25 protein-coding genes are annotated in these 25,997 nt (G+C 32.3%); 5 read left to right on the plus strand and 20 right to left on the minus strand.

Translation table 11 applies throughout. The features are described 5' to 3' along the window. The first annotated feature begins 123 nt into the window (after positions 1-123). Together CHB67_RS10105 and CHB67_RS10110 are read left to right on the plus strand one after the other, a co-directional pair. Positions 124-1,941: a cation:proton antiporter gene (locus CHB67_RS10105; RefSeq protein ID WP_089381656.1), complete on the plus strand. Its 1,818-nt coding sequence runs from the start codon at positions 124-126 to the stop codon at positions 1,939-1,941. Positions 1,942-1,997: 56 nt separating this feature from the next. After that, positions 1,998-2,603 (plus strand): alpha-ketoglutarate-dependent dioxygenase AlkB family protein, encoded by a 606-nt coding sequence (locus CHB67_RS10110; RefSeq protein ID WP_089381657.1) that lies wholly within the window; start codon positions 1,998-2,000, stop codon positions 2,601-2,603. 11 nt (positions 2,604-2,614) lie between these two features. Here the strand turns inward: CHB67_RS10110 and CHB67_RS10115 are convergent, their stop codons facing one another. From CHB67_RS10115 to CHB67_RS10180, 14 genes are all read right to left on the minus strand, one after another. After that, positions 2,615-2,941: a hypothetical protein gene (locus CHB67_RS10115; RefSeq protein ID WP_089381658.1), complete on the minus strand. Its 327-nt coding sequence runs from the start codon at positions 2,939-2,941 to the stop codon at positions 2,615-2,617. Between the two features lie 4 nt (positions 2,942-2,945). Further along, on the minus strand, positions 2,946-4,349 hold the full coding sequence (locus CHB67_RS10120) for an NADH-quinone oxidoreductase subunit N (RefSeq protein ID WP_245813509.1): 1,404 nt from the start codon (positions 4,347-4,349) through the stop codon (positions 2,946-2,948). Between the two features lie 117 nt (positions 4,350-4,466). After that, complete coding sequence (locus CHB67_RS10125; protein ID WP_089381660.1) at positions 4,467-5,954, minus strand: complex I subunit 4 family protein; 1,488 nt, start codon at positions 5,952-5,954, stop codon at positions 4,467-4,469. Positions 5,955-6,121: 167 nt separating this feature from the next. Beyond that, complete coding sequence (nuoL, locus tag CHB67_RS10130) at positions 6,122-8,041, minus strand: NADH-quinone oxidoreductase subunit L (protein ID WP_089381661.1); 1,920 nt, start codon at positions 8,039-8,041, stop codon at positions 6,122-6,124. A gap of 158 nt (positions 8,042-8,199) precedes the next feature. Further along, positions 8,200-8,517 (minus strand): NADH-quinone oxidoreductase subunit NuoK, encoded by a 318-nt coding sequence (gene nuoK / locus CHB67_RS10135; protein WP_089381662.1) that lies wholly within the window; start codon positions 8,515-8,517, stop codon positions 8,200-8,202. 50 nt (positions 8,518-8,567) lie between these two features. Beyond that, positions 8,568-9,116 carry an NADH-quinone oxidoreductase subunit J family protein gene (locus CHB67_RS10140; protein WP_089381663.1) on the minus strand — a complete coding sequence of 183 codons (549 nt, stop codon included), beginning with the start codon at positions 9,114-9,116 and terminating at the stop codon, positions 8,568-8,570. Between the two features lie 4 nt (positions 9,117-9,120). Further along, positions 9,121-9,597: a 4Fe-4S binding protein gene (locus CHB67_RS10145; protein WP_089381664.1), complete on the minus strand. Its 477-nt coding sequence runs from the start codon at positions 9,595-9,597 to the stop codon at positions 9,121-9,123. A gap of 3 nt (positions 9,598-9,600) precedes the next feature. Further along, the gene (gene nuoH, locus CHB67_RS10150) at positions 9,601-10,665 is read right to left on the minus strand and encodes an NADH-quinone oxidoreductase subunit NuoH (RefSeq protein WP_089381665.1); all 1,065 of its coding nucleotides are present in this window, start codon (positions 10,663-10,665) and stop codon (positions 9,601-9,603) included. 10 nt (positions 10,666-10,675) lie between these two features. Further along, positions 10,676-11,797, minus strand: coding sequence for an NADH-quinone oxidoreductase subunit D (locus CHB67_RS10155; RefSeq protein ID WP_089381666.1), 1,122 nt, complete (start codon positions 11,795-11,797; stop codon positions 10,676-10,678). Positions 11,798-11,802: 5 nt separating this feature from the next. Further along, on the minus strand, positions 11,803-12,264 hold the full coding sequence (locus CHB67_RS10160) for an NADH-quinone oxidoreductase subunit C (RefSeq protein WP_089381667.1): 462 nt from the start codon (positions 12,262-12,264) through the stop codon (positions 11,803-11,805). Between the two features lie 8 nt (positions 12,265-12,272). Beyond that, positions 12,273-12,869 (minus strand): NADH-quinone oxidoreductase subunit B, encoded by a 597-nt coding sequence (locus CHB67_RS10165; protein WP_089381668.1) that lies wholly within the window; start codon positions 12,867-12,869, stop codon positions 12,273-12,275. Continuing rightward, positions 12,860-13,210, minus strand: a complete 351-nt coding sequence (locus tag CHB67_RS10170; protein WP_089381669.1) for an NADH-quinone oxidoreductase subunit A — start codon at positions 13,208-13,210, stop codon at positions 12,860-12,862. Before CHB67_RS10170 ends, CHB67_RS10165 begins: the two co-directional genes overlap by 10 nt. 174 nt (positions 13,211-13,384) lie before the next feature. Beyond that, positions 13,385-14,395 carry a 2-oxoacid:ferredoxin oxidoreductase subunit beta gene (locus CHB67_RS10175; protein WP_089381670.1) on the minus strand — a complete coding sequence of 337 codons (1,011 nt, stop codon included), beginning with the start codon at positions 14,393-14,395 and terminating at the stop codon, positions 13,385-13,387. A gap of 2 nt (positions 14,396-14,397) precedes the next feature. Next, the gene (locus CHB67_RS10180; RefSeq protein ID WP_176461256.1) at positions 14,398-16,254 is read right to left on the minus strand and encodes a 2-oxoacid:acceptor oxidoreductase subunit alpha; all 1,857 of its coding nucleotides are present in this window, start codon (positions 16,252-16,254) and stop codon (positions 14,398-14,400) included. 170 nt (positions 16,255-16,424) lie between these two features. Here CHB67_RS10180 and CHB67_RS10185 point away from each other — a divergent pair, with 170 nt between their 5' ends. Beyond that, positions 16,425-16,775: a 4Fe-4S binding protein gene (locus CHB67_RS10185; RefSeq protein WP_089381672.1), complete on the plus strand. Its 351-nt coding sequence runs from the start codon at positions 16,425-16,427 to the stop codon at positions 16,773-16,775. Positions 16,776-16,866: 91 nt separating this feature from the next. Here the strand turns inward: CHB67_RS10185 and lepA are convergent, their stop codons facing one another. The 6 genes from lepA to CHB67_RS10215 all read right to left on the minus strand — a co-directional run bounded on the left by lepA (position 16,867) and on the right by CHB67_RS10215 (position 23,869). Continuing rightward, positions 16,867-18,663 (minus strand): translation elongation factor 4, encoded by a 1,797-nt coding sequence (gene lepA / locus CHB67_RS10190; RefSeq protein ID WP_089381673.1) that lies wholly within the window; start codon positions 18,661-18,663, stop codon positions 16,867-16,869. A gap of 70 nt (positions 18,664-18,733) precedes the next feature. Beyond that, complete coding sequence (locus CHB67_RS10195; protein WP_089381674.1) at positions 18,734-19,711, minus strand: Gfo/Idh/MocA family protein; 978 nt, start codon at positions 19,709-19,711, stop codon at positions 18,734-18,736. A gap of 74 nt (positions 19,712-19,785) precedes the next feature. Further along, entirely contained in the window at positions 19,786-20,397 is a 612-nt protein-coding gene (locus CHB67_RS10200; protein WP_089381675.1) for a carbonic anhydrase family protein, read from the minus strand. Between the two features lie 59 nt (positions 20,398-20,456). Next, entirely contained in the window at positions 20,457-22,310 is a 1,854-nt protein-coding gene (locus tag CHB67_RS10205) for a SulP family inorganic anion transporter (protein ID WP_089381676.1), read from the minus strand. Positions 22,311-22,315: 5 nt separating this feature from the next. After that, positions 22,316-22,984, minus strand: coding sequence for a TetR/AcrR family transcriptional regulator (locus CHB67_RS10210; protein ID WP_089381677.1), 669 nt, complete (start codon positions 22,982-22,984; stop codon positions 22,316-22,318). A 207-nt stretch (positions 22,985-23,191) separates the two neighbouring features. Beyond that, positions 23,192-23,869, minus strand: coding sequence for a TetR/AcrR family transcriptional regulator (locus CHB67_RS10215; RefSeq protein WP_089381678.1), 678 nt, complete (start codon positions 23,867-23,869; stop codon positions 23,192-23,194). A 145-nt stretch (positions 23,870-24,014) separates the two neighbouring features. Here CHB67_RS10215 and CHB67_RS10220 point away from each other — a divergent pair, with 145 nt between their 5' ends. Beyond that, positions 24,015-24,314, plus strand: coding sequence for a hypothetical protein (locus CHB67_RS10220; protein ID WP_089381679.1), 300 nt, complete (start codon positions 24,015-24,017; stop codon positions 24,312-24,314). Positions 24,315-24,398: 84 nt separating this feature from the next. Continuing rightward, complete coding sequence (locus tag CHB67_RS10225; protein WP_089381680.1) at positions 24,399-25,991, plus strand: SulP family inorganic anion transporter; 1,593 nt, start codon at positions 24,399-24,401, stop codon at positions 25,989-25,991. The last annotated feature ends 6 nt before the right edge of the window (positions 25,992-25,997 follow it).

Raw genomic sequence — 25,997 nt, forward strand, 5'->3', positions numbered from 1 at the left:
TTTTTTATGCATATCACTTTTAAATTTAACCAAACAATTATCACAATTAAACACTATCAATAAAAAACTATTTAGCAATGGTAAATAATTAAGTATATTGCCATCTCTTAAAATTTTAAATAAATGTTAGAATTTGCTGCCATTATAATATTAGGAGTTATTGCCTATTGGGTTGCTTGGAAATTTAAAATTCCTGCTATTTTACCATTGATTTTAATTGGGTTACTTGTTGGTCCAATTTCAACGTTTATTACTAAAGATGGTACTCAGTGGATACAACCTGTTTGGAATGGAGAAGAAGGATTATTTCCTGGAGAACGTTTATTTAACTTTGTTTCTTTAGCCATAAGTATCATTCTTTTTGAAGGCGGACTTACCCTTAAAAAAAACGAAGTGCTTAATGTTGGACCTGTTATTGGTAAATTAATAACTTTAGGCTCGGCTGTTACTTTTTTTGGAGGTGCAGTTGCCGCTCATTATATTTTTAATTTAAGTTGGGATATTTCCTTTCTATTTTCAGCATTAATTATTGTTACCGGCCCTACGGTTATTGGACCAATTTTAAGAAACATTCCATTAAAAAAAGATGTATCTGCAGTATTAAAATGGGAAGGTATTTTAATAGATCCTATTGGTGCTTTGGTGTCGGTTTTAGTTTTTGAATTTATAAGTGTTGGCTACGGTTACGATTATACAAAAGAAGCCTTACTTGAGTTTATGAAAATTGTAATTATAGGACTTTCAATAGGTTTTACAGCTGCTTACGCTCTTTACTATTCTTTAAGATTTAATATTATTCCGCATTATTTATTAAACGTAATTACACTAGCAAGTGTTTTATTTGTTTTTGTTTTAGCTGATTTGTTTGCGCATGAGTCTGGTTTATTAGCAGTGGTTGTTATGGGAATGGTACTTGGAAATATGAAAGTGGCTGAATTAAAAGAAATTCTCTATTTTAAAGAGTCATTAAGCATCCTCTTAATCTCTATTTTATTTATTTTACTTTCTGCAAATATTAGCGTTGACGATTTATTACTGCTATATAAATGGGAAACATTGATACTTTTTTCAGTAGTAGTTTTTGTACTAAGACCTGTTGGTGTGTTTTTAAGTACAGCTGGGTCTAGTTTAAAATTCAATGAAAAATTATTTATCAGTTGGGTTGGTCCCCGTGGAATTGTTGCTGCCGGAATAGCTTCATTATTTGGACTGAAATTAGAAATGCAAGGCGAACCAGGCGCTGAATACATTACGCCAATGGTATTTATGATTGTGCTTGGAACCGTACTATTAAACGCTACAACTGCCCGTTTATTTTCAAAAATGGTTGGCGTTTTTTTAAAATCTTCTGACGGAATTATGATTATTGGAGCTTCTAATTTTTCAAGATTAATCGCCAAATATTTAACAAAAAATGGTCGCCGTGTAGTTTTAATTGATAATAATGCCAAGCATATTGAAAAAGCAAAATCGCTCGACTTAGAAGCTATTCAGGCTGATATTTATGCCGATGAACTTACAAGAAATATTGAACTAAACGACATTGGTTATTTACTAGCACTAACAGGTGGTGGTGCTGTAAACGAATATGCCATTAAAAAATTCGCACCTATTTTTGGTGAAAAAGGAGCTTTTAGAATTATTACTACGGAAGAATTGGTTGAAGGAAAAACAACGCAAGCCGAAAACTTATTTACCAATAAAGATGACTTTTTAAATTTAGGTGAAATTGTGCGTGATTTTCCATTGGTTAATGAAGTTATTGTTAGTTCTAATGAGCACTACCTAAAATTAATGGATGAAATTTACGAAGAACCTCAGGCTTCTCCTATGTTTCTAAAAGATAATAGTGGGGTAATTCATATCATTTCATCTCTTAAAGAAAACTTCAAAATTGAAAAAGGAAATGTTTTAATCTATGTTGGTAAAACAATTATTTAGTATTTAGCTTCATTGTAATTTCAACCAAGGCTGAAAACGTGTTTAAGTGGTCTAAAATGGATTTATTCAATACCAATAGCATTCAAAATATGTTACCTTTTGATGGTGAAGTCTTAAATTATGGCTTGATTTTATCTAGAAATGAATGTAACCAATATTTAAATACATTTTTAGCTGCAAATTTTTGGGAACCTGATGAACTTATCATCTTTGGGAAACACATTATTACCCATAGAAAAGTAGCTTGGTTTGGTGATATTGATTATAAATACTCCTATTCGAGCTCAATAAAACAAGCAATACCTTGGACTTCAGAATTAATTACTTTAAAAAAATTAGTTGAAGAAAAAACAGGTGAAGTATTTAATTCTTGCCTTTTAAATTTATACCACAACGGCAATGAAGGAATGGGTTGGCATCAAGACAATGAAAAAGAACTGGGGAAAAACCCTGTAATTGCATCATTAAGTTTAGGTGCTACAAGAAAATTTTATTTTAAACATATCGAAAGCCAAAAAAACGTAGCTGTAATTTTAGAAACGGGTAGTATGCTACTTATGAAAGGTGAAACGCAGGATAAATGGCTGCATAGTTTGCCTAAAAGCAAAAAAGTTTTAAAGCCTAGAATAAATTTAACGTTTCGGTATATTCATAATGTATAGCAGCACCTTTTTTAATCAGCGAATTTCCAATAATGCGGATTGGTATCTTCTGTTTTTTGATTCCAGTAATCTTGCGTTACTTTTCTACCGTCTAAAGTTCTAAGCTTGCGTTCAAATACCCAAATTGTAGGGTTAAAAACCATATCTGTAACAGCAACAGTAAACAATTGAGGTTCTTCTTCCGTTTTTCTTTTTTCTTCTTGAATGATAACTTCAAAACCATTGTGCACTAATAATTTCTGAAGAAAATCTTTACGGTTCTCATCAATCTTTTTTTCAACAAACGTAACTCTGGTATCTCCAATACTTCCAAAAGTATGTTTTCCTGCTAATCCCATATTCTTAATTTAAAACGCTACTTAATTCATAAATATAATCGTACAACGGACTGTATAATCCTAACACCAAAATTCCAATAACCGTAATTATTAATCCTAAACGCATATAAATTTTGTTCTTAAAAAACGGAATAGGATTTTCGTTCTTTCTAATGAACATTGCTCTAATAACTAATAAATAATAGTACAATGAAATGGTTACGTTCACAACCGCTAAAAATACCAGTAGATAGTATCCTTTACTTGCAGCTGCAGTAAATAAAAAAAACTTACCAAAAAAACCTGCAACTGGTGGAATACCAGCTAATGAAAATAATGCCAATAGCATTACCAAACTTAAGTTTGGATTTGTTCTGTATAAACCATTATAATCGTTCATATTTTCTTTTCCTGTTTTTAATGAAATTGCTTGTACAACTCCAAAAGCAGCAAGGTTCGAAAATATATAAATCAGCACAAAATACACAATTGTAGCAACACCTAATTGCGTTCCTGAAATTAAACCTAATAGAATAAAACCAGCTTGAGCAATAGATGAAAATGCTAAAAAACGTTTCATATTTTGTTGTCGAAGCGCAAATAAGTTACCAATAAACATAGTTGCTAAAGCAATAACATACACCATGTTTTCCCAAACATGCATTAATGGTTTAAAAATCGTAAACATTAAAATCATTAAAATGAATACTGCAGCACCTTTTGAAATAACTGATAAATACGAAGCAACACTAATTGGAGCGCCTTCATACACATCAGCCGTCCAAAAATGAAACGGAACTAATGAAATTTTAAATGATAATCCAGAAAAGAATAAAATAAATCCTAATATGGTTAAGTTGTTTGCCGTAATGACTTCAATAATAGCTTCAAAAAATATAGATCCTGATGTTGCATACAATAGTGAAATACCAAATAACGATACTCCGGAAGCCAATGCTGCCGAAAGTATTAATTTGATGCCTGATTCACTTGAAATTCTTTTAGACACTTCAAAAGCAGCTAAAGCAGCAACAGGCAATGTAGACAATTCTAACCCAATATAGAACATTAAGAAATCACCTGAAGAAATCATAAAGTACATACCCAATAACGACGAGAATAATAATATAAAAAACTCCGTTCCTCTATTTTGATTTACAATTTTTTCTTGCAACCAATCTGCAGATTGTAACAATATGATTAAAACTCCAACATTCAATATGTTTTTAAAGAAATTAATCAGGTTGTTTGTTCTAAACGAACCTCCAAACAGGGTGCTTTCATCAAGTTGTAAAAACCCAACAGCGGTATGAATTCCAAATAAGAAAATGGCCAAATGAACCAAACTTTCTTTTTTGTTTTTAGGTATAAAAATTTCACCTACCAACAATAACAATGTTATTGCTAACAGTAAAATTTCATGTCTCATTATTAAAAAATTACTAAAATTCATTCTTTTAATTTATTTCGTTTTTAATAAAAATCACTTCAACTATAGTTTATCTTGAGCAAGTCGAAAGGCTCAGTAACCGTTAAACTTCTTTCTCTACAATACTCCTTGAATAAACGGCTCTAAACTTTCAAAAATCATGTCACTTAACCAAAGTGGTGCAACTCCCATAGCAACAATTGGAATTAGCAACAGTAAAATACCTGTTTTTTCAAACCAAGTTGCTTTTGGCAAATCTTTAAATTCGTCATTTGATAAAGGTCCCATCATAATTTTACCAACAAGTCTAAGTATATAAACCGCTGTAACAACAATTGATGAAACTACAAGAATCGTTAATATTCTATTGAACATATTTGGATTTTCAAAAGCACCAACAAAAATATTCATCTCTGCCACAAAACCACTAAAGCCAGGTAAACCTAAATAAGCCATCCCAGTAATTACATATATTGCCCCAATAAATGGTAAAATTTTCATCAAGCCACCTAATTTATAAATATCTCTTGTATGCGTTCTTCCGTAAACCATCCCAATTAAGGCAAAAAACATAGCGGTTAACAATCCGTGTGATAAAGATTGAAGGATCGCTCCGTTCCAGGCAATTTTATTTAATGTTAATAAGGCAAATAAAACCAAGCCTAAGTGACTAACAGAAGCATATGCATTTATGTATTTTAAATCGGTTTGTTTGATTGCTCCAAAAGCCCCATAAACCACTCCAATTGCTGCTAATATGATAAAGAACCAAGACCAATGCATAGCGCCTTCAGGCAATAAAAACATGGCAATTCTAAAAACACCGTAACCTCCTAATTTCATTAATACACCTGCGTGCAACATTGATACTGCTGTAGGTGCCGAAGCATGACCATCTGGTGACCACGTATGAAAAGGAAACAAAGCACCCAGCACTGCAAAGCCCACAAAAGTTAAAGGGAAAAATAATTTTTGTGCTTCAAAAGGAATGTTTACTTGTGCTATTTCTAAAATGTTAAAAGTTAAAGCACCTCCATCAGCATTTGAATTGAAATAAATTCCTAAAACTCCAACTAGTAAAACGGCTGATGCTCCCATAAGCATCAACGTTAATTTCATTGCTGAATATTCTTTTGGACCGCTTCCCCAAATACCAATTAATAAGTACATTGGTATTACGGCTATTTCATAAAATACAAACATGGTAAACAAATCAATAGAAATAAAAAACCCATAAACTCCTGTTGCCAAAATTAAGAGTGAAATAAAAAATTCTTTAGGTAAAACGGCCATTTTCCAAGAAATAAAAACTCCTGCCAACACAACAATTGCTGTTAATAAAAGTAAAGCCACCGAAATTCCATCAACACCAATAGCGTAATGTATATTGAATTGTTTGAACCAAACAACATCTTTGGTAAACACCATAATACTGTTGTTCAATGCTCTTTCTTTGAAGTAAGCAAAAACTAAATTTATAGCCATTACAAGTTGAATTAAACTTCCAACCATTGAAACAACACGTGCCTGTTTTAAACCTTTGGTAAAAACCAAGGCTATAATTGTTAACACAGGAACGGTGACAAAAAGTGATAAAATATCCATAATTATTTTTTCTAAATAATAGTTGAAATTGGTTTGTGAACCTCGTCATTCTGAACTTGATTCAGGTTCGCATAATGATTTGAAACCAATATGGTAATGATGAGATTCTGAAACAAGTTCAGAATGACGAAAACTCTATTATTAAACAATTTCATTTTATTAATTTTTTAGTTTGTCCATAAATAAATAAAAACCATTGCTAAAACTACAACTCCAGCAATAAACGCAAATGCATAATCTTGTACTTTACCCGATTGCATTCCTTTTATTTTTTCAGAAACTACTACCGTTTTATTTCCAATTCCCTCCATAGTACCATCTACAATTTTCTTGTCGAATTTGGCTATGTTTCCAGCAATTCCGTTGAATAAAATCTTTTTGGTAACAAACATATAAATTTCATCAAAATAAAACTTGTGATAAGCCCATTTGTAAAAAGGACCAAAGACATTGGCGAATTTATCTGACAAGTCGTTTTCTTTTTTGTAGAATACCCAAGCCAATCCAATTCCAATCAATCCAACTGTGACAGCAATTGCTGCAAGCGGATAGTTTAAATGCGCTTCAAAACCAATTCTATCTGCAGTTACTAACTCACTAAAAGGAATAAATCCTGAAAATAAACTTAGAAAAGCTAAAATTATTAAAGGAATTGTCATTGATAATGGAGATTCGTGTGGTGTGTGTTTGTATTGTGTGTTTTTTCCCCAGAAAATACCGAAGTAAATTCTAAACATATAAAAGGCTGTTAAACCTGCAACTAAAACTCCAACTCCATAAATTAATTTATTGTGTTCAAAAGCAGCAACTAAAATTTCATCTTTACTAAAAAACCCTGCAGTTAAAGGAAAACCAGCAATTGATAATGCAGCAATTAAAAAAGTAACATTTGTAATTGGCATATACTTTCTTAATCCGCCCATATCTTTTAAATAGTTACTATGCACTGCGTGAATTACCGAACCAGCACCTAAAAATAATAACGCTTTAAACATGGCGTGTGTAAACAAATGAAACATTGAAGCCATATACCCCAAACCATCGTGTCCTTCATAACCTGAAACACCTAAAGCCAACATCATATAACCCAATTGCGACATTGTGGAAAATGCCAATACTCGTTTTATATCAGTTTGTGTAATTGCAATAATTGCGGCAAATAATGAAGAAAATGCGCCAACATATGCTACAATATTCAAAGCAAATCCGTCTTCAATAAAATAATACATTGGAAAGAGTCGAGCTACTAAATATACACCTGCGACAACCATTGTAGCTGCGTGAATTAATGCTGAAACGGGTGTTGGCCCTTCCATTGCATCTGGCAACCAAATGTGTAAAGGGAACATGGCAGATTTTCCTGCACCACCAATAAAAATTAATATCAAAGCCCAAGTTAACGCTGACAACCCCATAAATGAAGTAGCAGCCCAGTTTAAAATGGCACTTCCTTCAGGATTGTTTAATGTTTCAAAATCGTAGGTACCTGTGTAATAACCAATAATTAAAATTCCTATTAAAAAACCTAAATCGGCAAAACGAGTCACAATAAATGCTTTTTTTGCTGCGGAAACTGCTGAAGGTTTTGTATAATAATAGCCTATTAGTAAATATGATGAAACCCCTACCAATTCCCAAAAAATATAAATTTGAAATAGATTTGTAGCCAACACTAATCCAAAAATTGAGAAGGAGAACAACCCTAAATAAGCAAAGAATTTGGTATATCCTTCATCACCTTTCATATAACCTCTACTATAAATGTGTACCATTAATGATATTATGGAAACAACAATTAACATCATTACTGAAATTGGATCAACTAATACCCCCATATCAATGGCTAAAGTATCGGTAAAATTCATCCAAGTTGTTTTTTGAACAAATGTTTGATACACTCCGGCTACTTTTCCGTGAACAAAAAAGTATTGATAAGCTGTGTAAAATGATAAAATTCCTGAAGTCAATAACCCTGCAACTCCAATATAACCTGAAACTGCAGGTTTAATTTTTTGATTGAAAATTCCTAACAGAAAAAAAACTGCTAAAGGAATTAAGGGGATTAATATGATATAAGTAAAATTCATAGTTTCGTATATTTTAAGTACCTAAATGAAATTTAGTTGGTCGTCATTCTCAACTTGTTTCAGAATCTCATGATTGTAAATACAAAATTTTTTGAGAACCTGAATCAAGTTCAAGTTGACGTTTGTTTTTAAATTCATTGCTTTCCTTTTTACTATTTTTAATACTTCATAATTTCAGTGTCTTTCACTTCTACAGAAGCAATTTGTCGGTACAAATTAATAATAATGGCAACTGCTAAAGCTGTTTCGGCAGCGGCAACGGCAATTATAAAAATGGAGAAAATAACTCCTTGTAACATATCGGGATATAAATATTTGTTGATCACAACAAAGTTTATAACCGATGCATTCAATATCAATTCAATTGACATTAATATTGAAATCAAATTTTTTCGTGTTAAAAAACCATATACTCCAATAAAAAATAAGATAGAAGTAACGGTCAGTATTTCGTAAATGCTAATTCCGGCTATCATGTTTTTAAAGTTTGAAGTTTGTAATTTGAAGTTATAAGTTCTTTCATACCCTAATTATTATTTTTTTGAATGCTTTCGACATTTGACTTTTCACTTTTGACCAACTTTTTCCCTTTTGCAATTACAATGGCCCCAATCATTGATGCTAGTAATAACACACTAATTAATTCAAAAGGCAATATAAAACCACCTGCTTCGTAGCTCAATAATTTTAATCCGATCTGCTCGGTAGTGGTGGTGTTAAAATTTTCAACCACCTTAAAATCGTGCGCATAAATAGTTGCTAAAAATACCCCTAGTCCAAGCGCACAAGCAGCTCCAACCAATAGCTTTTTTGAAAGCTTTGCAACTTCCAATTCCATTTCAATATGATGTACTAGGATTACAGAAAATATGATTAAAACTATAATTCCGCCAGCATACACTGTTAGTTGAATTGCTGCTAAAAAGTTATAATCAATTAAGAAATAAATTCCAGCAATTCCACAAAGTGTAAATAACAAGTAAATCACCGAGCGTAACATTTTTTTGCTTGAAACAGCTGCAATTGCCGAAACAATTAAAAGCACTGCCAATATGTAAAATATGTATCTTTCCATAGGTTTAGTCTTCTACTCCAGGCATTATTTTAGAACCTGGCTGATTTAAAACTTTTGTTAATGATGTTCTATCAAAAACTGAATTTTCATAATTCTGCGCCCACAAAATAGCATCGGTTGGGCAAGCTTCAATACACAAACCACACATAGTACACATTCCTAAATGGTAAATATGTTGGTCTATCATTTTTTTCTTTTTTCCTGTTTCAGGATCAACCTGTCGGTCCCAAATAATTTCAATAGTTCCGTTTGGACAAGCAATTTCACATTTCTGACAGCCAGTACAACGATGTTCATTATTTTCGTTGTGTGGCATTACTACTTCACCACGAAAACGATCAAACATTTTTAAGGTTTCTCTATTGTCTGGATACTGTTGGGTAATGGCATTATTTTTATTATTTAAAAACACCTTTCCGGTAACGCTCATACCCGAAAGTAGCGTTTTAATTCCCTTGTATATATCTCCAAAATAACTCATAAACTACAATTGAATTGTTAAACCTAGCCAAACAATTAATGCCATAAGCACAATATTTAGCAAGTTAAGTGGCAATAAATATTTCCACTCTAATGTTAATAATTGGTCAACTCTTAATCTTGGAAAAGTCCATCTAAACCACATCATTAAAAATACCAAGGCAAATGTTTTTCCTAAAAACCAAAAAACACCTAACCAAGGAATTGAATCCGTAATTCCGAAAGGAGAAAGCCACCCTCCAAAAAATACGGTAGCAGCAACAGCAGCAATAATGAACATATTTATAAATTCAGCTAAAAAGAAATACGCAAATTTCATTCCTGAATATTCGGTATGAAAACCAGCTCCTAATTCACTTTCAGCCTCTACCATATCAAATGGTGCTCTGTTCGTTTCCGCAGTTCCGGCAATCATATAAATCATAAAAGCAATAACGGCAGGTATGTGACCTTGCACAATTAACCACCCATTTTTTTGAACCTCAACAATTTCAGAAAGCTGTAAAGAACCTGTAATCAAAATCATTGTTAATAACGATAATCCTACCGAAAGTTCATAACTTATCGTTTGAACTCCACTTCGCATGGCGCCAATTAACGCGAATTTATTGTTACTAGCATAACCTCCTAATAAAATTCCAATAACACCTATGGAAGAAATGGCAATTAAAAAGAAGATTCCGATATTGATATCAAACGCTTGAAATTCTTGTGTGAAAGGAAAAACTGCCAACGCCATTAAGGATGAAACAATCACAAAATAAGGCGCTAAATTGTATAAAAACATATCTGCTTTTACGGTTCCTGTTAATTCTTTTGAAACTAATTTTAATGCATCAGCCATTGTTTGTAGCAATCCCCAAGGTCCTACTCTATTTGGTCCAATTCTTAATTGAAACCAAGCGGCAACCTTACGCTCTACTAAAACCAACATTAAACCAGCAACAGAAAAAATGGCTAAATAAATTAGCGCAATTATGACCATTGCTAAAATACTTGCTGTACCTTCAGGCATAAATCCTAAGAGCAAATCTTGTATGGTTTTTGTTATATTTAAAGCTATTTTCATTGTCTAAATTTTATCTGTCAATATCTGGAATTACCAAATCTAATGTTGCCATAGATGCTACTAAATCTCCTATTTTACCACCAACAGCAATATGGTTTAACAATGATAAATTTGAAAAACCAGGAGAACGAAACTTCAATCGATATGGGTTTTTAGTTCCTGTACTGTGAATAAATACACCCAACTCGCCTCTTGCGGTTTCTACTTTTTGATAAAACTCACCTTTTGGTAATTTTATCACCGCATTTGTAGCAATTTTATGTTCTCCTTCTGGAATGTTATCAATTAGCTGTTCAATAATAGAAAGCGATTCCCACATTTCTTGAATTCTAACTTCGTAACGCGCCAAACTATCTCCATCGGATTTTAAAGCTTCATTAAACGTTACTTTATCCAATGCACTATACGAATGATATTTTCTTACATCACAAGAATACCCAGAACCACGTGCTACAGGACCCGAAGCTCCAAAAGAAATAGCATCTTCTTTACTTAAAATTCCAACACCTTTCATTCTCTTCTGAAAAATTACATTATTGGTTAGTAACTTATCATATTCCGGTATTTTTGTTTTGAAATGAGCGACAAAATCCTTGGTTCTTTTCACAAAATTAGGATGAATATCAAACATTAAACCACCTGGAATATTGTAGTTCATAGTTAAACGAGCACCACAGGTTTCTTCAAAAATATCGTTGATCATTTCACGATCTCTAAAACCGTAAAAATAAGTTGTTAAAGCGCCAACATCCATTCCCATAACTCCCCACCACAAACAGTGCGAAGCAATACGTGTTAATTCTCCTATAATGGTTCTTATCACTTTTACACGTTCAGGAACTTCAAGTTCTAAAGCATTTTCAACAGTTAAACAAACTGCTTCGTTATTAATGTGAGAAGATAAATAATCCATTCGATCAGTTAAATGAACAATTTGCTGGTAGCTATCTCGCTCACACATTTTTTCAATAGAACGGTGTATGTATCCTAAATCTGGTTCAACTTTTTTAATTATTTCACCATCTATGGTTAACAATAAACGCAAAACACCGTGGGTTGCAGGGTGCTGAGGCCCCATATTTATAAAATAATCTTCAGATTTTAAGTTGCTATTTGCACTATTTGTATCCATATTAACTATTTTATTACCATATTAACTTCATCTACATAATCTTTTCTTAAAGGAAATCCTTCCCACTCATCGGTTAAAAACAAACGTTTTAAATTTGGGTGGTTGTTAAATTTTATTCCGAAGAAATCAAAAACCTCACGTTCGTGAAAATCGGCCGTTTTCCAAATATCAGAAACGGTATCAAACGTTGGGTTTTCTCTATCGTCTGTTTTTACTTTTATAACAATAATATGTCGGTGTGTGGTAGATTCTAAATGGTAAATCACCCCTAATTCCTTTCCCAAATCTATACCAGTAACACAAAACAAATAATCAAAACTTGTTTCTGAATTACTTTTTAATTGCGACATTAATTGGTGAAAATTTGCTGCTTTTACTGAAATATTTAAAAATTGAGAGCCTTCTTCTATGAATTCTAATTCAGAATTCCAGCTACTCATTAATTTTTGTAATGCTTCGTTCGTCATAACTGCTCTTATTTACCTTCATCAAATCCATCAATAGGATTTTCTTTATTTTTTAGACTTTCAGTTTTTATTTTCTTTTGAAGCATTAGCATTCCTTCTAACAAAGATTCTGGGCGCGGTGGGCAACCAGGAACATACACATCCACAGGAATTACATGATCGGCTCCTTTTACTACTGAATAGGAATTGTAAAAAAACGGTCCTCCAGAAATAGCACAAGCTCCCATTGCAATTACATACTTTGGTTCTGCCATTTGATCGTACAGTCTTCGTAATACTGGCGCCATTTTGTTTACTATGGTTCCGGCAATAATAATTAAATCAGCTTGACGCGGTGAAGGACGTGCAACTTCAAATCCAAATCTTGAATAATCATGTTTTGCGGCACCTGTTTGCATCATTTCAATAGCACAACAACTTGTACCAAAATAAAGCGACCAAAGAGAATTTGCTCTTCCCCAATTAATTACTTCATCTAAGGTTGTAACTACTACATTTGCTCCATTTCCGGCAGGAATTACTTTCCCCGGAAAATCATCTGGAACTTTTGGAACTTCCATATTTGGTTCCAATTCGCTTATAAATCGTTTTTTATCTACTCCCATTTTAATGCTCCTTTTTTCCAAGCGTATAATAAACCTAACCCTAAAATAACTAGAAATACCAGTATTTCAATAAAAGCCACAGCTCCTACATCCTTAAAAACAACTGCCCAAGGAATTAAAAATGCAACTTCAACATCAAATATTAAAAATAGAATGGCAAATAAGTAATAACCTACTTTAAATTGCACCCAAGTTGGGCCAATTGTGGTCATACCACTTTCGTAAGGTTCTCGTTTTTGTGGATTATCTGACTTATGCGAAATTAAATTCGACAAAAAGTTTGCACCAGCAACTAGTACAATGCCAGCTAACAGAAATACAATAATTGCTTCTGAGCCCATTTTAAAGTTAGTTTTTTTAGTTAGTCTACAAAAGTAGTAGATTAATCGGATTTACAAATAAATTTTAAACTTTATTTTATTTAGACTGAATAAAAATACGTACTATAAAACCGTTAATACCAGTTACAACTGCAAAAAGTATATTACAATTTATAAATATTAACGGTTTATTAGTTATTTTACTTCATACGTTTCACCTGAAAAGAAAAGGTCGTCTGTTTTTTTGAAATTAGAATTTTCTTTTACTTGCGCCGTAAGATCATTCATTCTTTCTTCTAAAGTTACATCATCAAAGCTTCTAATAATACCTGTTGCTACAGGATATTTCATACGTACCAACATTTGATGTAGTGTTGGATCTTCTTCTTTGGCATTGTGCACTAACAAATCTTCTTGGGTAATTCCGTTCTCACCAATAGTAACAACTTCTAACTTCAACCCATTTAACACCAAACCTTTGTCTTTTTCTTTACCAAAAATCATAGGTTTACCGTGTTCTAAATAAATTTGTTGATCTTCTTTAACTTCTTTATCTGTAACATTTTTAAAACATCCATCGTTAAAAATTACGCAATTTTGTAGCACTTCAATTAAAGATGTTCCTTTAAACTTATGAGATTCAACAAAAATAGTTGACATTTCTTTGGGGTTGTTACCTCCTATTCTTGCAAAGAACCGAGCTTGCGCCCCCAATGCTAATTCACCCGGTGAAAAAGGCGGCTGTGTGTTTCCGTAAGGTGAAGATTTTGTTTTTTGCCCCACCAATGAAGTTGGAGAAAACTGCCCTTTAGTTAAACCGTAAATTTCATTGTTAAATAGCACAATATTTAAATCTATATTTCTTCGTAATACATGAATAAAATGATTTCCACCAATGGCCATGGCATCACCGTCACCAGTAATAATCCAAACACTTAACGCTGGGTTTGCTAATTTTACTCCTGAAGCAATTCCGGGTGCTCTACCATGAATACTGTGCATTCCGTAGGTATTCATATAATATGGAAACCGTGACGAACACCCTATACCCGAAATAAAAACAACATCTTCTTTTTTAACATTCATTTCTGGCAATGCTTTTTGCATAGAACGCAAAATAACATAATCATCGCAACCTGGACACCAACGCACCTCTTGATCACTAGAGAAATCTTTAAACGTATATTTTTTTACAGTTGTTTCCATAATTATGCTACTATTTGTTTGAATTTTTGAATTAGTTCGCCGTTTCCAAAAGGCAAGCCTTGTACTTTATTGAATTGTAACAATTCAATTCCACTAAAATTACTACTTAACACTTTTGAAAATTGCCCATTATTTAACTCGCAAACCAGTACCTTTTTAAACCTGCTTAAAACCTCTTTGGTGTTTTTTGGCAACGGGTTAATATAATTAAAGTGAGCTAATCCAATTTTTTTATAACCTTGTTCATTTATTTGTTTTACAGCTGTATGTAATGATCCGTAAGTACCTCCCCAACCAACAACCAACAAATCTCCTGTTTCAGCAAATTCAGTTTCAATGTTTGGAATATAATTTTGAACACGCTGAACTTTTTCGGCTCTAATATTCGTCATATATTCATGATTTTCTGGCACATAAGAAACGTTTCCTGTAACTTTATCTTTTTCCAAACCACCAACTCTATGTTCTAAACCTGCAGTTCCTGGAACAGCCCAATTACGTGCTAAGGTTTCTTCATTTCTATCATACGGATGCCAATTTTCTTTCACTTCTATAACCAAATTATTCTTAATTTCAGGCATTTCTGCAACAGATTTTACTTTCCACGGAGCTGAACCATTTGCAATATATCCATCTGTTAACAAAATAACTGGTGTCATATGCTCCAAAGCAAGTTTACACGCCTGATACGCAAAATCAAAACAATCAGCTGGTGTACTTGCAGCAATCACAATTACAGGACTTTCTCCATTACGGCCATACATTGCTTGTAGTAAATCAGATTGTTCAGTTTTTGTTGGCAATCCTGTTGAAGGACCACCACGCTGAACGTTTACCACAACTAAAGGCAATTCTATCATCATAGCCAAACCTAAAGCTTCCCCTTTTAAAGCCAAGCCTGGCCCTGAAGTAGTTGTAATGGCGAGATCACCTGCAAATGAAGCGCCAATTGCTGAAGCGATCCCAGCAATTTCATCTTCGGCCTGAAAAGCTTTTACTCCAAAATGCTTATGCTTTACCAATTCATGCAAAATATCTGTGGCAGGAGTAATAGGATAAGAACCTAAAAATAATTCTAAACCAGATTTTTCAGCAGCGGCTAAAAACCCCCAAGCAGTGGCTGTATTCCCCATAATAATTCTATAGGTTCCAGAAGACATTTTAGCTGGCGAAATCGTATATGAATTCGGAATCAACTCCAATGTATTGGCATAATTATAACCTGCTTTTAAAACACGTGTATTTGCCTCAATTACATGGGGTTTTGATTTAAATTTTTTGTTGAAAAAATCTTCTGTATGTTCTGTTGAACGATCATACATCCAATATACCATACCTAAAGCAAACATATTTTTGCTTCGTGTAATTGATTTATTATCTAAACCTTCAACTCCTTTTAAGGCTTCTTTTGTTAATGAAGTCATTGAAACTTCAATAATTCGATAATTTTCTAAAGAATCATCTTCTAACGGATTTGACTCGTATTGCGCTTTTTCTAGATTCTTTTTTGTAAAAGCATCGGTATCTACAATAATAGTATGACCGGGTTTTACAGCATGTAAATTTGTTTTTAAGCCTGCAGGGTTCATGGCAACTAATAAGTCAACCTCGTCTCCTGGGGTGCTAATTTCTACACTTCCAATGTGTACTTGAAAACCCGAAACACCATACAAACTGCCTTGCGGCGCCCTTATTTCTGAAGGATAATTTGGAAATGTTGCAATATCATTCCCAAACATAGCTGATGTATCAGAAAACTGAGTTCCAGTTAACTGCATTCCGTCACCTGAATCGCCCACAAAGCGTATAATTACTGCTTCTAGTACTTCAGGTTGCTCTTTAATTTTAGCTGTATTCATAATATATGCTACTTAAAAAAATTTATTTAAATTTATAGAAATTTTTTCAGACTTTGTGCCCTTATCAAATTTATAGTTACTTTTTAAATCTATAAATGACTTTTGTCACACTCATTTGGTTAAAAATTCCTAAATTTGTGTTTAATCATTTAATTTTAATTTAATTTAATATGGCTATTAAAATAACAGACGAATGCATTAATTGTGATGCTTGTATCTCAGAGTGTCCAAACAATGCAATATACGAACCAGATAGTGAGTGGGCGTATGCTGATGAAACTGCTTTAAGCGGAACAATTACTTTACCAGGTGGTGGTGAAGCTGATGCTGATGAAATGAATGAAGCTCTATCTGATGAGTTTTACTTTATTGTAACTGACAAATGTACAGAATGTAAAGGTTTCCATGACGAACCTCAATGTGCTTCTGTATGTCCAGTTGATTGTTGTGTTCCTGATGAAGATAACGAAGAAACTGATGAGCAATTATTAGCTAAAAAAGCTTGGATGCACGGAGAGTAATCTCATTGTGAATCATAAAAAAGCCCTTAAAGTTTAAACTTTAAGGGCTTTTTTTATTTTTAAATACAACTTAAATCTATTAAAAGGTTTATTAATCGTTTAATTTTAATACTGCCATAAATGCTTCTTGAGGAATTTCAACATTACCTACCTGGCGCATACGCTTTTTACCTTTCTTTTGTTTTTCTAATAATTTACGTTTACGTGAAATATCACCTCCATAACATTTTGCTGTTACATCTTTTCGAAGCGCTTTAACCGTTTCTCTCGAAATAATTTTAGCGCCAATAGCTGCTTGGATAGGAATATCAAATTGCTGACGCGGTATTAACTGACGTAATTTCTCACACATTTTTTTACCAATGTTGTAGGCATTATCTGCGTGAATTAATGCTGAAAGTGCATCAACTGATTGTCCGTTTAATAAAATATCAACTTTAACTAATTTAGAAGCTTTTAAACCAACAGGGTGATAATCAAAAGAAGCGTATCCTTTTGAAACTGTTTTTAATCGATCGTAAAAATCAAATACAATTTCAGCCAAAGGCATTTCAAAAGTTAATTCAACTCTTTCAGGAGTTAAATATGTTTGGTTTGTTATTTGGCCTCTTTTTTCAATACATAAACTCATTACTGGTCCAACAAAATCGGCTTTGGTAATAATTGTAGCTTTTATAAATGGCTCTTCAACTCTATTTAATTTAGAAGGCTCTGGTAAATCTGATGGATTATTAACTAATAAAACCTGATTCGGGTTTTTATTTGTAAATGCGTGGTATGATACGTTAGGTACTGTGGTAATAACAGTCATATCAAATTCGCGCTCTAAACGCTCTTGAATTATTTCTAAATGCAACATTCCTAAGAAACCACATCTAAAACCAAAACCTAAGGCTGCTGAACTTTCAGGCACAAATACCAAAGAAGCATCATTTAATTGTAATTTTTCCATGGAATTACGAAGTTCTTCATAATCTTCTGTATCAACTGGATAAATACCAGCAAATACCATTGGTTTTACATCTTCAAATCCTTCAATAATATTTTGAGTTGGGTTTAAAGCATCTGTAATGGTATCTCCTACTTTAATTTCACTTGCTGTTTTTACACCTGTAATTAAATAACCTACGTCTCCTGCTTTTATGCTTTGTTTAGCAACCTGTGTTAACTTTAAGGTACCAACTTCATCTGCATTGTATTCATTATCAGTTGCTACAAACTTAATACGTTGCCCTTTTTTAATTTCCCCGTTCATGACTCTAAAATAGGTTTCAACACCTCTATAAGAATTATAAACAGAATCAAAAATAAGTGCTTGTAATGGAGCATTCACATCTCCTTTTGGAGCAGGTACTTTTTCAATAATTGCTTTTAAAATATTTTCAACACCAAATCCAGTTTTTCCACTTGCGTGAATGACTTCATCAGCATCACAACCTAATAAATCAACAATATCATCTGTTACTTCTTCTGGGTTTGCACCTGGTAAATCTACTTTATTCAACACTGGAATTATTTCCAAGTCGTTTTCTAAAGCTAAATATAAGTTAGAAATTGTTTGTGCTTGTATGCTTTGAGCTGCATCAACAATTAACAAAGCACCTTCACAAGCTGCAATTGAACGAGAAACTTCGTACGAGAAATCTACGTGACCAGGAGTGTCAATTAAGTTCAAAACATACTTTTCGCCTTCAAAAGTATAATCCATTTGAATGGCGTGACTTTTTATAGTAATACCACGTTCACGCTCCAAATCCATATTATCTAGTAGTTGGGCTTGCTCTTGACGAGCCGTTGTAGTTCCTGTAAAACTTAATAATCTATCGGCCAAGGTACTTTTACCGTGATCAATGTGTGCTATGATACAAAAATTTCTGATGTTTTTCATACTTCGTGTTCCTATCTTCTTATTTTGCGCAAAGATAACTAATTATTTGTTCCAAAATTGAAAATAAAATCTAGTCGTGATTTGGGAAAACAATCCCAGTATCTTTACGAACATTATCTAAAATATTCATTAGCTCTAAACTTAATGAAAGTGGTAAAACGGGACTTTCTTTTAAGTTTTTATCCAAGCATTCCATTACGTGAATGGCTTCAAATTGATAGCCCAAATTTGGACCATTTTCAAAAGGAATTTCAACTATTTTTTCATTCTTAATTAATAAAATAGGATCTTTAGAAAAACGATCGTATTTTATAATTCCATGTTCAAAACACAATTCAGATTCGTTTTTATATTCTGAATCAAAACTAGAGGTTAATACGGCTGTTGCTCCATTTTTGTATCCAAATAACATAGAAATACTTTCTTCGGAACCTGTTGGGCTAAAATGCGGAATGGTTTTAATTTCATCTGGTGAACCTAAAAACATTAGTGCCGTGAATATTGAATAAATCCCAATATCTAGTAATGAACCTCCACCCAAATCAATATTATACAATCTGTTTTTTGGATTGAATTCACCATTGAACATAAAGTCGGACTTTACAAATTTTAGTTTTCCTAAATTTTCGGAAGCTATAATTTCTTTAACTTTTAAGTATTTTGGCCTGAAAATCACCCAAAATGCTTCCATTAAAAATGTGTTATTTTCTTTTGAAGCAGCTATCATTTGCTCAACTTCATTAGCATTTATTGCGAATGCCTTTTCGCACAATACCGCTTTTTTATGTTTTAAACAAAGTAGTGTATGTTCAAAATGAAAATTATGTGGTGTAGCTATATAAACAACATCAACATTGGGGTCTTCAACCATTTCTTGGTAAGAGCCAAAAGATTTCTCAAACTCAAATTTATTAGCGAAATTCTGTGCATTTTCTAGACTTCTAGAGGCTGCTCCGTATAAATTTGCATTTGGCAATCCCTTTAATTCTGTGGCGAATTTTTCAGCAATGTTTCCGCAGCCTAAAATAGCCCAATTGTATGTTTTCATAAGTGTAATTTTCAACTTCAAATTTATACTTTTGAAGTTAAATAAAATACTACACTTATGAAAATATATCGTTATTAATGAAATTCAACTAAACCTGTGTTTACATCATATGATGCACCTACAATTTCAATTTCACCATTTTCTTCCATTTCAGCTAAAATCGGACTTTCTTTTCGTATTCTATCAATAGAAACGTTCACGTTTTCAAAACTTACTTCTTCTATTTGCTCAGCTGTTAATTCGTCATCATTTTTACGAATAGCATCAACCGCAGGCTTTATTTTCTCAAGTAATGTAGTTACATTTCCTAATTTAACATTTTTACAAGCTGCTGTAACAGCACCACATTTAGTATGCCCCATAACAACCAATATTTTAGACCCGGCTACTTTACAAGCGTATTCCATAGAACCTAAAACATCTTTATTAACAACATTCCCTGCAACTCTAACACTAAATATATCACCAATTCCTTGGTCAAAAACTAATTCTGCAGGTACTCTAGAATCTATACAACTTAATATTACAGCAAAAGGAAATTGACCTTTGCTAGTTTCAAACACCTGATCTTTTAAATTGCGTTGCGCCTTTAAGTTCTCTGCAAATCTTTTATTTCCTTGCACTAAAATATCATGCGCACATTTAGGTGTTAAATTATCCTGAATTTCTTTTGTTTGTGTTCTCATCTTTTTTAGTTTTTTTAGTTTTTTTTAATTAAATGAATGTAATTACGCTATTAGAACTTCTATTCTAACTTTAAACTTCCACTCTTAACATCTTCTTTAACCCATACTAAACAATCTTTGAAATTATCAAAAATTTGATCTTCTGGTATTAAATCTGGAATGATATCAATACTTTCCATCATATATCTTGGTTGACTTAAAACTTTAACTAACAACACCTTTTTTCCTTCTTTAACCAAATCTACCAAAACATCTTCCAACGCATATAAACCAGACTGATCTATATATTGCATTCTTCCCATTCTTATGATGATAGTAGATGTTGAATCTGGTATTTGATTTACTAACTGTTGAAAATAACTCGTAGAACCAAAGAACAGTGGCCCCCTAATGTGTTTAATAAACACTTTGTCTTTTAAATTTTCTGGAAAATCAATTTCGTCTGGCCAAGCTTTTGATCTATCAAACGATTCTATACTTGAATGTTCCGCTGTTACATCACCAATCTTTTTCATAAACATTAATGAAGCAATTACCAATCCAATACCCACAGCATATACCAAATTCCATACGGATGATAAAACCAACACTACGAGCATAATAACAACTTCTGCACGAGGCATATTAGGAATCGCTTTTAGGCCTTTATAATCCATCACACCAATACCAACTGTTATTAAAATTCCTGCAAGAACAGCAGCTGGAATTTGAGATGCAATTGGTCCCAATGCTAATAAAACTATAAATAATAAAACACCTGCCGTCATTCCAGATAATCTAGTTTTACCACCTGCATTGATATTTACCACGGTCCTAATGGTAGCTCCGGCTCCTGGAATACCTCCAAATATGGCTCCAATACTATTTCCTATCCCCTGTCCAATTAATTCTTTATTTGGTTTATGCTTTGTTTTGGTCATATTATCAGCCACCACAGAAGTTAGTAACGAGTCAATTGCTCCTAAAAGTGCTAACGTTAATGCCGTAAATACATAAGGAGTAATACTGCCCAATTTAAAACTTGTAAAAATTTCTAAATTAGGAATTGGCAAACCACTTGGTATTTCTTCAATAGGCCTATAACCTAAATTAAAACCAATGGCTATACCAGACATGACAACAAGTGCAACCAATGTACTTGGCACCTTTGTAGTAATTCGTTTAAAACCATAAATTATAAAAATCGTACCAGTAGCTAGAATAAACTCAAGCCAATTGATATTCTTTAATGCTCTTGGCAATACTTTTAAGGATCCAATTACTCCTGAAGCATCTTTTCCTGCCAAAGTTTGAGATTCTTTTTCTATCTGCTCAAGTGTAATAGTTTCAGCTCTTTTTATCGTTTCTTGAAAATCTTCTAATACTAAAAAGCCTTCTGAAGCTTCCTCTTTTAAAATATTATCTAATATAATTTCTTCTGCAAAAGGCTTAAACTGATCAACAAACTGAGCATCTTCTTTTGGGTAATAACCTACTGAAGGCAAAATTTGAGTCACCAAAATAATGACTCCAATGGCCGTCATAAAACCTGAAACCACGGGATAAGGGATGTACTTAATATATTTTCCGAGACCTATAAAACCTAGTCCAATTTGAATTAACCCTGCTAACAAAAACACCGTTAAAATTGCAGGTAATGCTTTTGAAACATCTCCATCAAAACCAGCAATCATACCTGCAATAACCACCATACTAACGGCTGTCATAGGTGCTGTTGGCCCAGAAATTTGTGTATTTGTACCTCCAAAAAGAGCTGCAAAGAAACTCACAAAAATAGCACCGTAAAGTCCCGCACTTGGACCTAACCCAGAACTTACACCAAATGCTAACGCTAATGGCAACGCCACAATTCCGGCGGTAATACCACCAAATAAATCACCTTTAAAGTGCTTAAAGTCAAATAAGTTTTTCATGTTTTTTATTTAATAAAATTTAGTACCATTTCTTTATAAAAATTTTCAATGGTATCGTTTTCTTTATCTACATCTGTTAAGGCTGGTAAATGTTCTGCAAAGTATTTTTGATGACGTGAGCCTTCAATAATAGTTGAAATTAACATATGTGGATATTGAAAGTTTGGTTTAATCTCTAATAAAATATCACTAACTCTTTGCACAACCATTTTGTAAGACTTAAAATACCCTTTTTTATTCTCTTCATCAACGTTTATAGTATGATAAGATTTTATGGATTCAGAAATAATAATATTGCTTAACAGCGATTCATTTATATAAGGAATTGTTGTGTTTTCCATGGTTGGCTTTGTTAAAATATGTATACATTTTAAAAGCCTATCTTCTGGAGATTGAATATTTGTTGTTGCAAAAACAAGCTCATACTCAATCCAAGACCAATACCAACTTGTTAAATAAACCAATAAAATATGCTTATTTTTAAAATACCGGTAAATTGAGCTTTCAGGGGAATGAATTTCGTCTCCTAACTTTTTAAAAGTAAAAGCTTCGAACCCAATTTCATTTATCATTTCAATACTCTTGGACAATATTTTTTGTCCCAAGTCTGAGGAATCTGGTTTTTTACAGTATAATTCCTGATTTACTTCAATATTTATCTTTAAATTATTCATTAACAGTGAAAGTGTTTCATGTAAAGATAATAGGATTACTAGTAAAAATGAAAATATAACAACTATTAATTTAAATAATCGATAAAAAATGAAAAAGAGAGGATAAATTAGTTAACAAAACCAATTATCTTATTAGAAATGTTACTTACTTTTTTGAATAATAACCTTCTTTAATTTTTGTGTTTTGAGAATTACAAAATAGTTGAGCTATTTCTTCAATAATTTGTTTGTAAAATACAGCAACATATCTTCAACTTCAACAACTTTATTTTCTTTAAGTGATATATCGGTTAACTTTGGAAGGTGCTGAGCAAAATAGATGCTATTATTTGACATTTCAAATAGATTTGTAGCCAATGCATATGGATATTTAAAATCTGGGTTAACCTCTGAAATAACTTTTGAAACTGAAGTTGTCAAATTCTTATAACTCTTAAAAAAGCCCTTAGAATTCTCACTATCAACATCTTTTGTATGATATGCTTTCATTCCTTCAGAAATTACAATATTATGGAGTTTACTTTCATTTACATATTCAACATTCGGGTTTTCTTTATGCGCTGCAACAAATGAATGTATTATAATTTTAAGTTTTAATTTTGGGTCAATTACATTCATGGTGTTCATAGTTATTAAATAGCTCACCCATTCCCAATACCAGTTCACTAAAAAAAGAAGTAATAGGTGCTTATTTTCAAAATATCTATAAATTGAAGCTTCTGTTGAATTTATTTCTTTCGCCAATTTCTTGAAAGTAAATGCCTCAAAACCGAACTTTTCAATGAGCATTATACTATGCTTTATCATTTTCCTTCCAAGTTTTGAGTCTTGTGGTTCTTTAAGATACAAGCCTTTATTTAATGATATTTTTATTTCTACACTCATTTTAAAAGGTATCTATTAAGTTATTTATATAAAGAAGTAATTCAAATTTAACACAAATATACGGAAGCTTAACAATTTTTTATGATAGTAATACTATTATTATGAAAAGTATTATTATATTTGGCATCAATAAAACAAAAATGAAATGAAAAAAAGAGGAATTTCTTTAGTTTTCTCAATCCTTTTTCTCCTATTTATAGGCTTACCAACTATTCTTACCATGGTTGATAACTCTATTGATATTTCATTAATTATTTCTACTTCTACCGATGATGAAGAAAGTGAAAAGAATTTGGACTTTCAAGTCATATTTCCCCATGTAAAATCAAATAGTTCAGGCATTGTCCTATCCTATTCAAAAAATAGTTTACTGCATTGCAATAAAAAATATGGTAAACCTTATCTAGATCTTATTTCTCCACCACCCGATTATTACACTCTATAAATCGGTTCAATATCTTAATTAGAAACAATCATCACATTTATCAAATTTTAGTTTAAAGTAACTAAGAGTAAAATTATATATAATATGTTTAAAAGTATTAAAAGTGACTTACCAGCAAGTGTAGTCGTATTTTTTGTTGCCTTACCATTATGTTTAGGTATTGCACTAGCCAGTGGCGCACCTCTTTTTTCTGGTTTAATTTCCGGAATTGTAGGTGGTACAGTAGTAGGCGCTTTAAGTGGCTCTAAAATAGGAGTTAGTGGTCCGGCTGCAGGATTGGCCGCCATAGTCTTAACTGCAATTGGAACTTTAGGAGGTTTTGAAAACTTCTTGGTTGCTGTTGTTTTGGGTGGAGTTATTCAATTAATTTTCGGCTTTTTAAAAGCAGGAATTATTGGATATTATTTTCCTTCTTCTGTAATAAAAGGAATGTTAACAGGAATTGGAATTATCATTATTCTTAAGCAAATTCCACATTTTTTTGGTTATGATGCAGATCCGGAAGGTGATTTTGCCTTTTTTCAAGTTGACGGAGAAAATACATTTTCGGAAATTTTTTTAGCGTTAAATAATATTAGCCTAGGCTCAACTATTATTGGCTTCATTGGTTTAGGAATTTTATTACTTTGGAGCAATGTTCTATCTAACAAAGGAAAATTCTTTCAATTAATTCAAGGACCGTTAGTAGCTGTAGTTGCAGGTATTATTTACTTTTTGGTAGCTGGTTCTAATTCAAAGTTTGGTATTAGTTCTTCTCATTTAGTAAGTGTTCCTGTACCAGATAATTTGGATTCTTTTTTAGGACAATTTAGATTCCCAAATTTCTCTCAAATTACAAACCCAGAAGTTTGGGTTGTAGCATTTACCATAGCATTGGTAGCTAGTTTAGAAACTTTATTATGTGTAGAAGCTACAGATAAGTTGGACCCACATAAAAATGTTACTCCTACAAATAGAGAGTTATTAGCACAAGGAACTGGTAATATAATTTCTGGGTTAATTGGAGGTTTACCAATAACACAAGTAATTGTAAGAAGTTCTGCGAACATTCAATCTGGTGGGAGAACTAAAATGTCGGCAATTATTCATGGTCTCTTATTACTTATGGCAGTTATTCTTATTCCAAGACTCATAAACAAAATTCCGCTTTCGGTATTAGCAGCCATCCTTTTTATTGTGGGATATAAATTAGCTAAACCAGCATTATTTAAACAAATGTACAATTTAGGATGGAAACAATCGGTGCCGTTTTTTGTTACTGTAATTGGTATTGTATTTACTGATTTATTGGTTGGTATTGGATTAGGTTTATTAGTTGGTATAATTGTTATTTTATTAAAAAGTTATCAAAACTCTCACTTTCTTCATATTGAAGATAATAGCAACGGAAAACATAAAATTAAAATGGAACTTGCAGAGGAAGTAACCTTCTTTAACAAAGGTGCTATTTTAAAAGAATTAGATAGTTTACCTAGAGATACTTATTTAGAATTTGATGTTACTAAAACCAGATACTTGGACTATGATATTATTGAGATTTTAGAGGATTTTGCATTTAAAGCCAAAGAAAGAAATATTGATATTAAGTTAATTTCAAAAAGAGGTATTGTTGAAAACCCATCTAGTTTTATTGAGTTTTTTCAATTGAGACCTAAGTCAAATATAAGTTTAAGTTAGAAGGAA

It is taken from the genome of Lutibacter agarilyticus (assembly GCF_900188235.1).
GTDB classification, from domain to species: domain Bacteria; phylum Bacteroidota; class Bacteroidia; order Flavobacteriales; family Flavobacteriaceae; genus Lutibacter; species Lutibacter agarilyticus.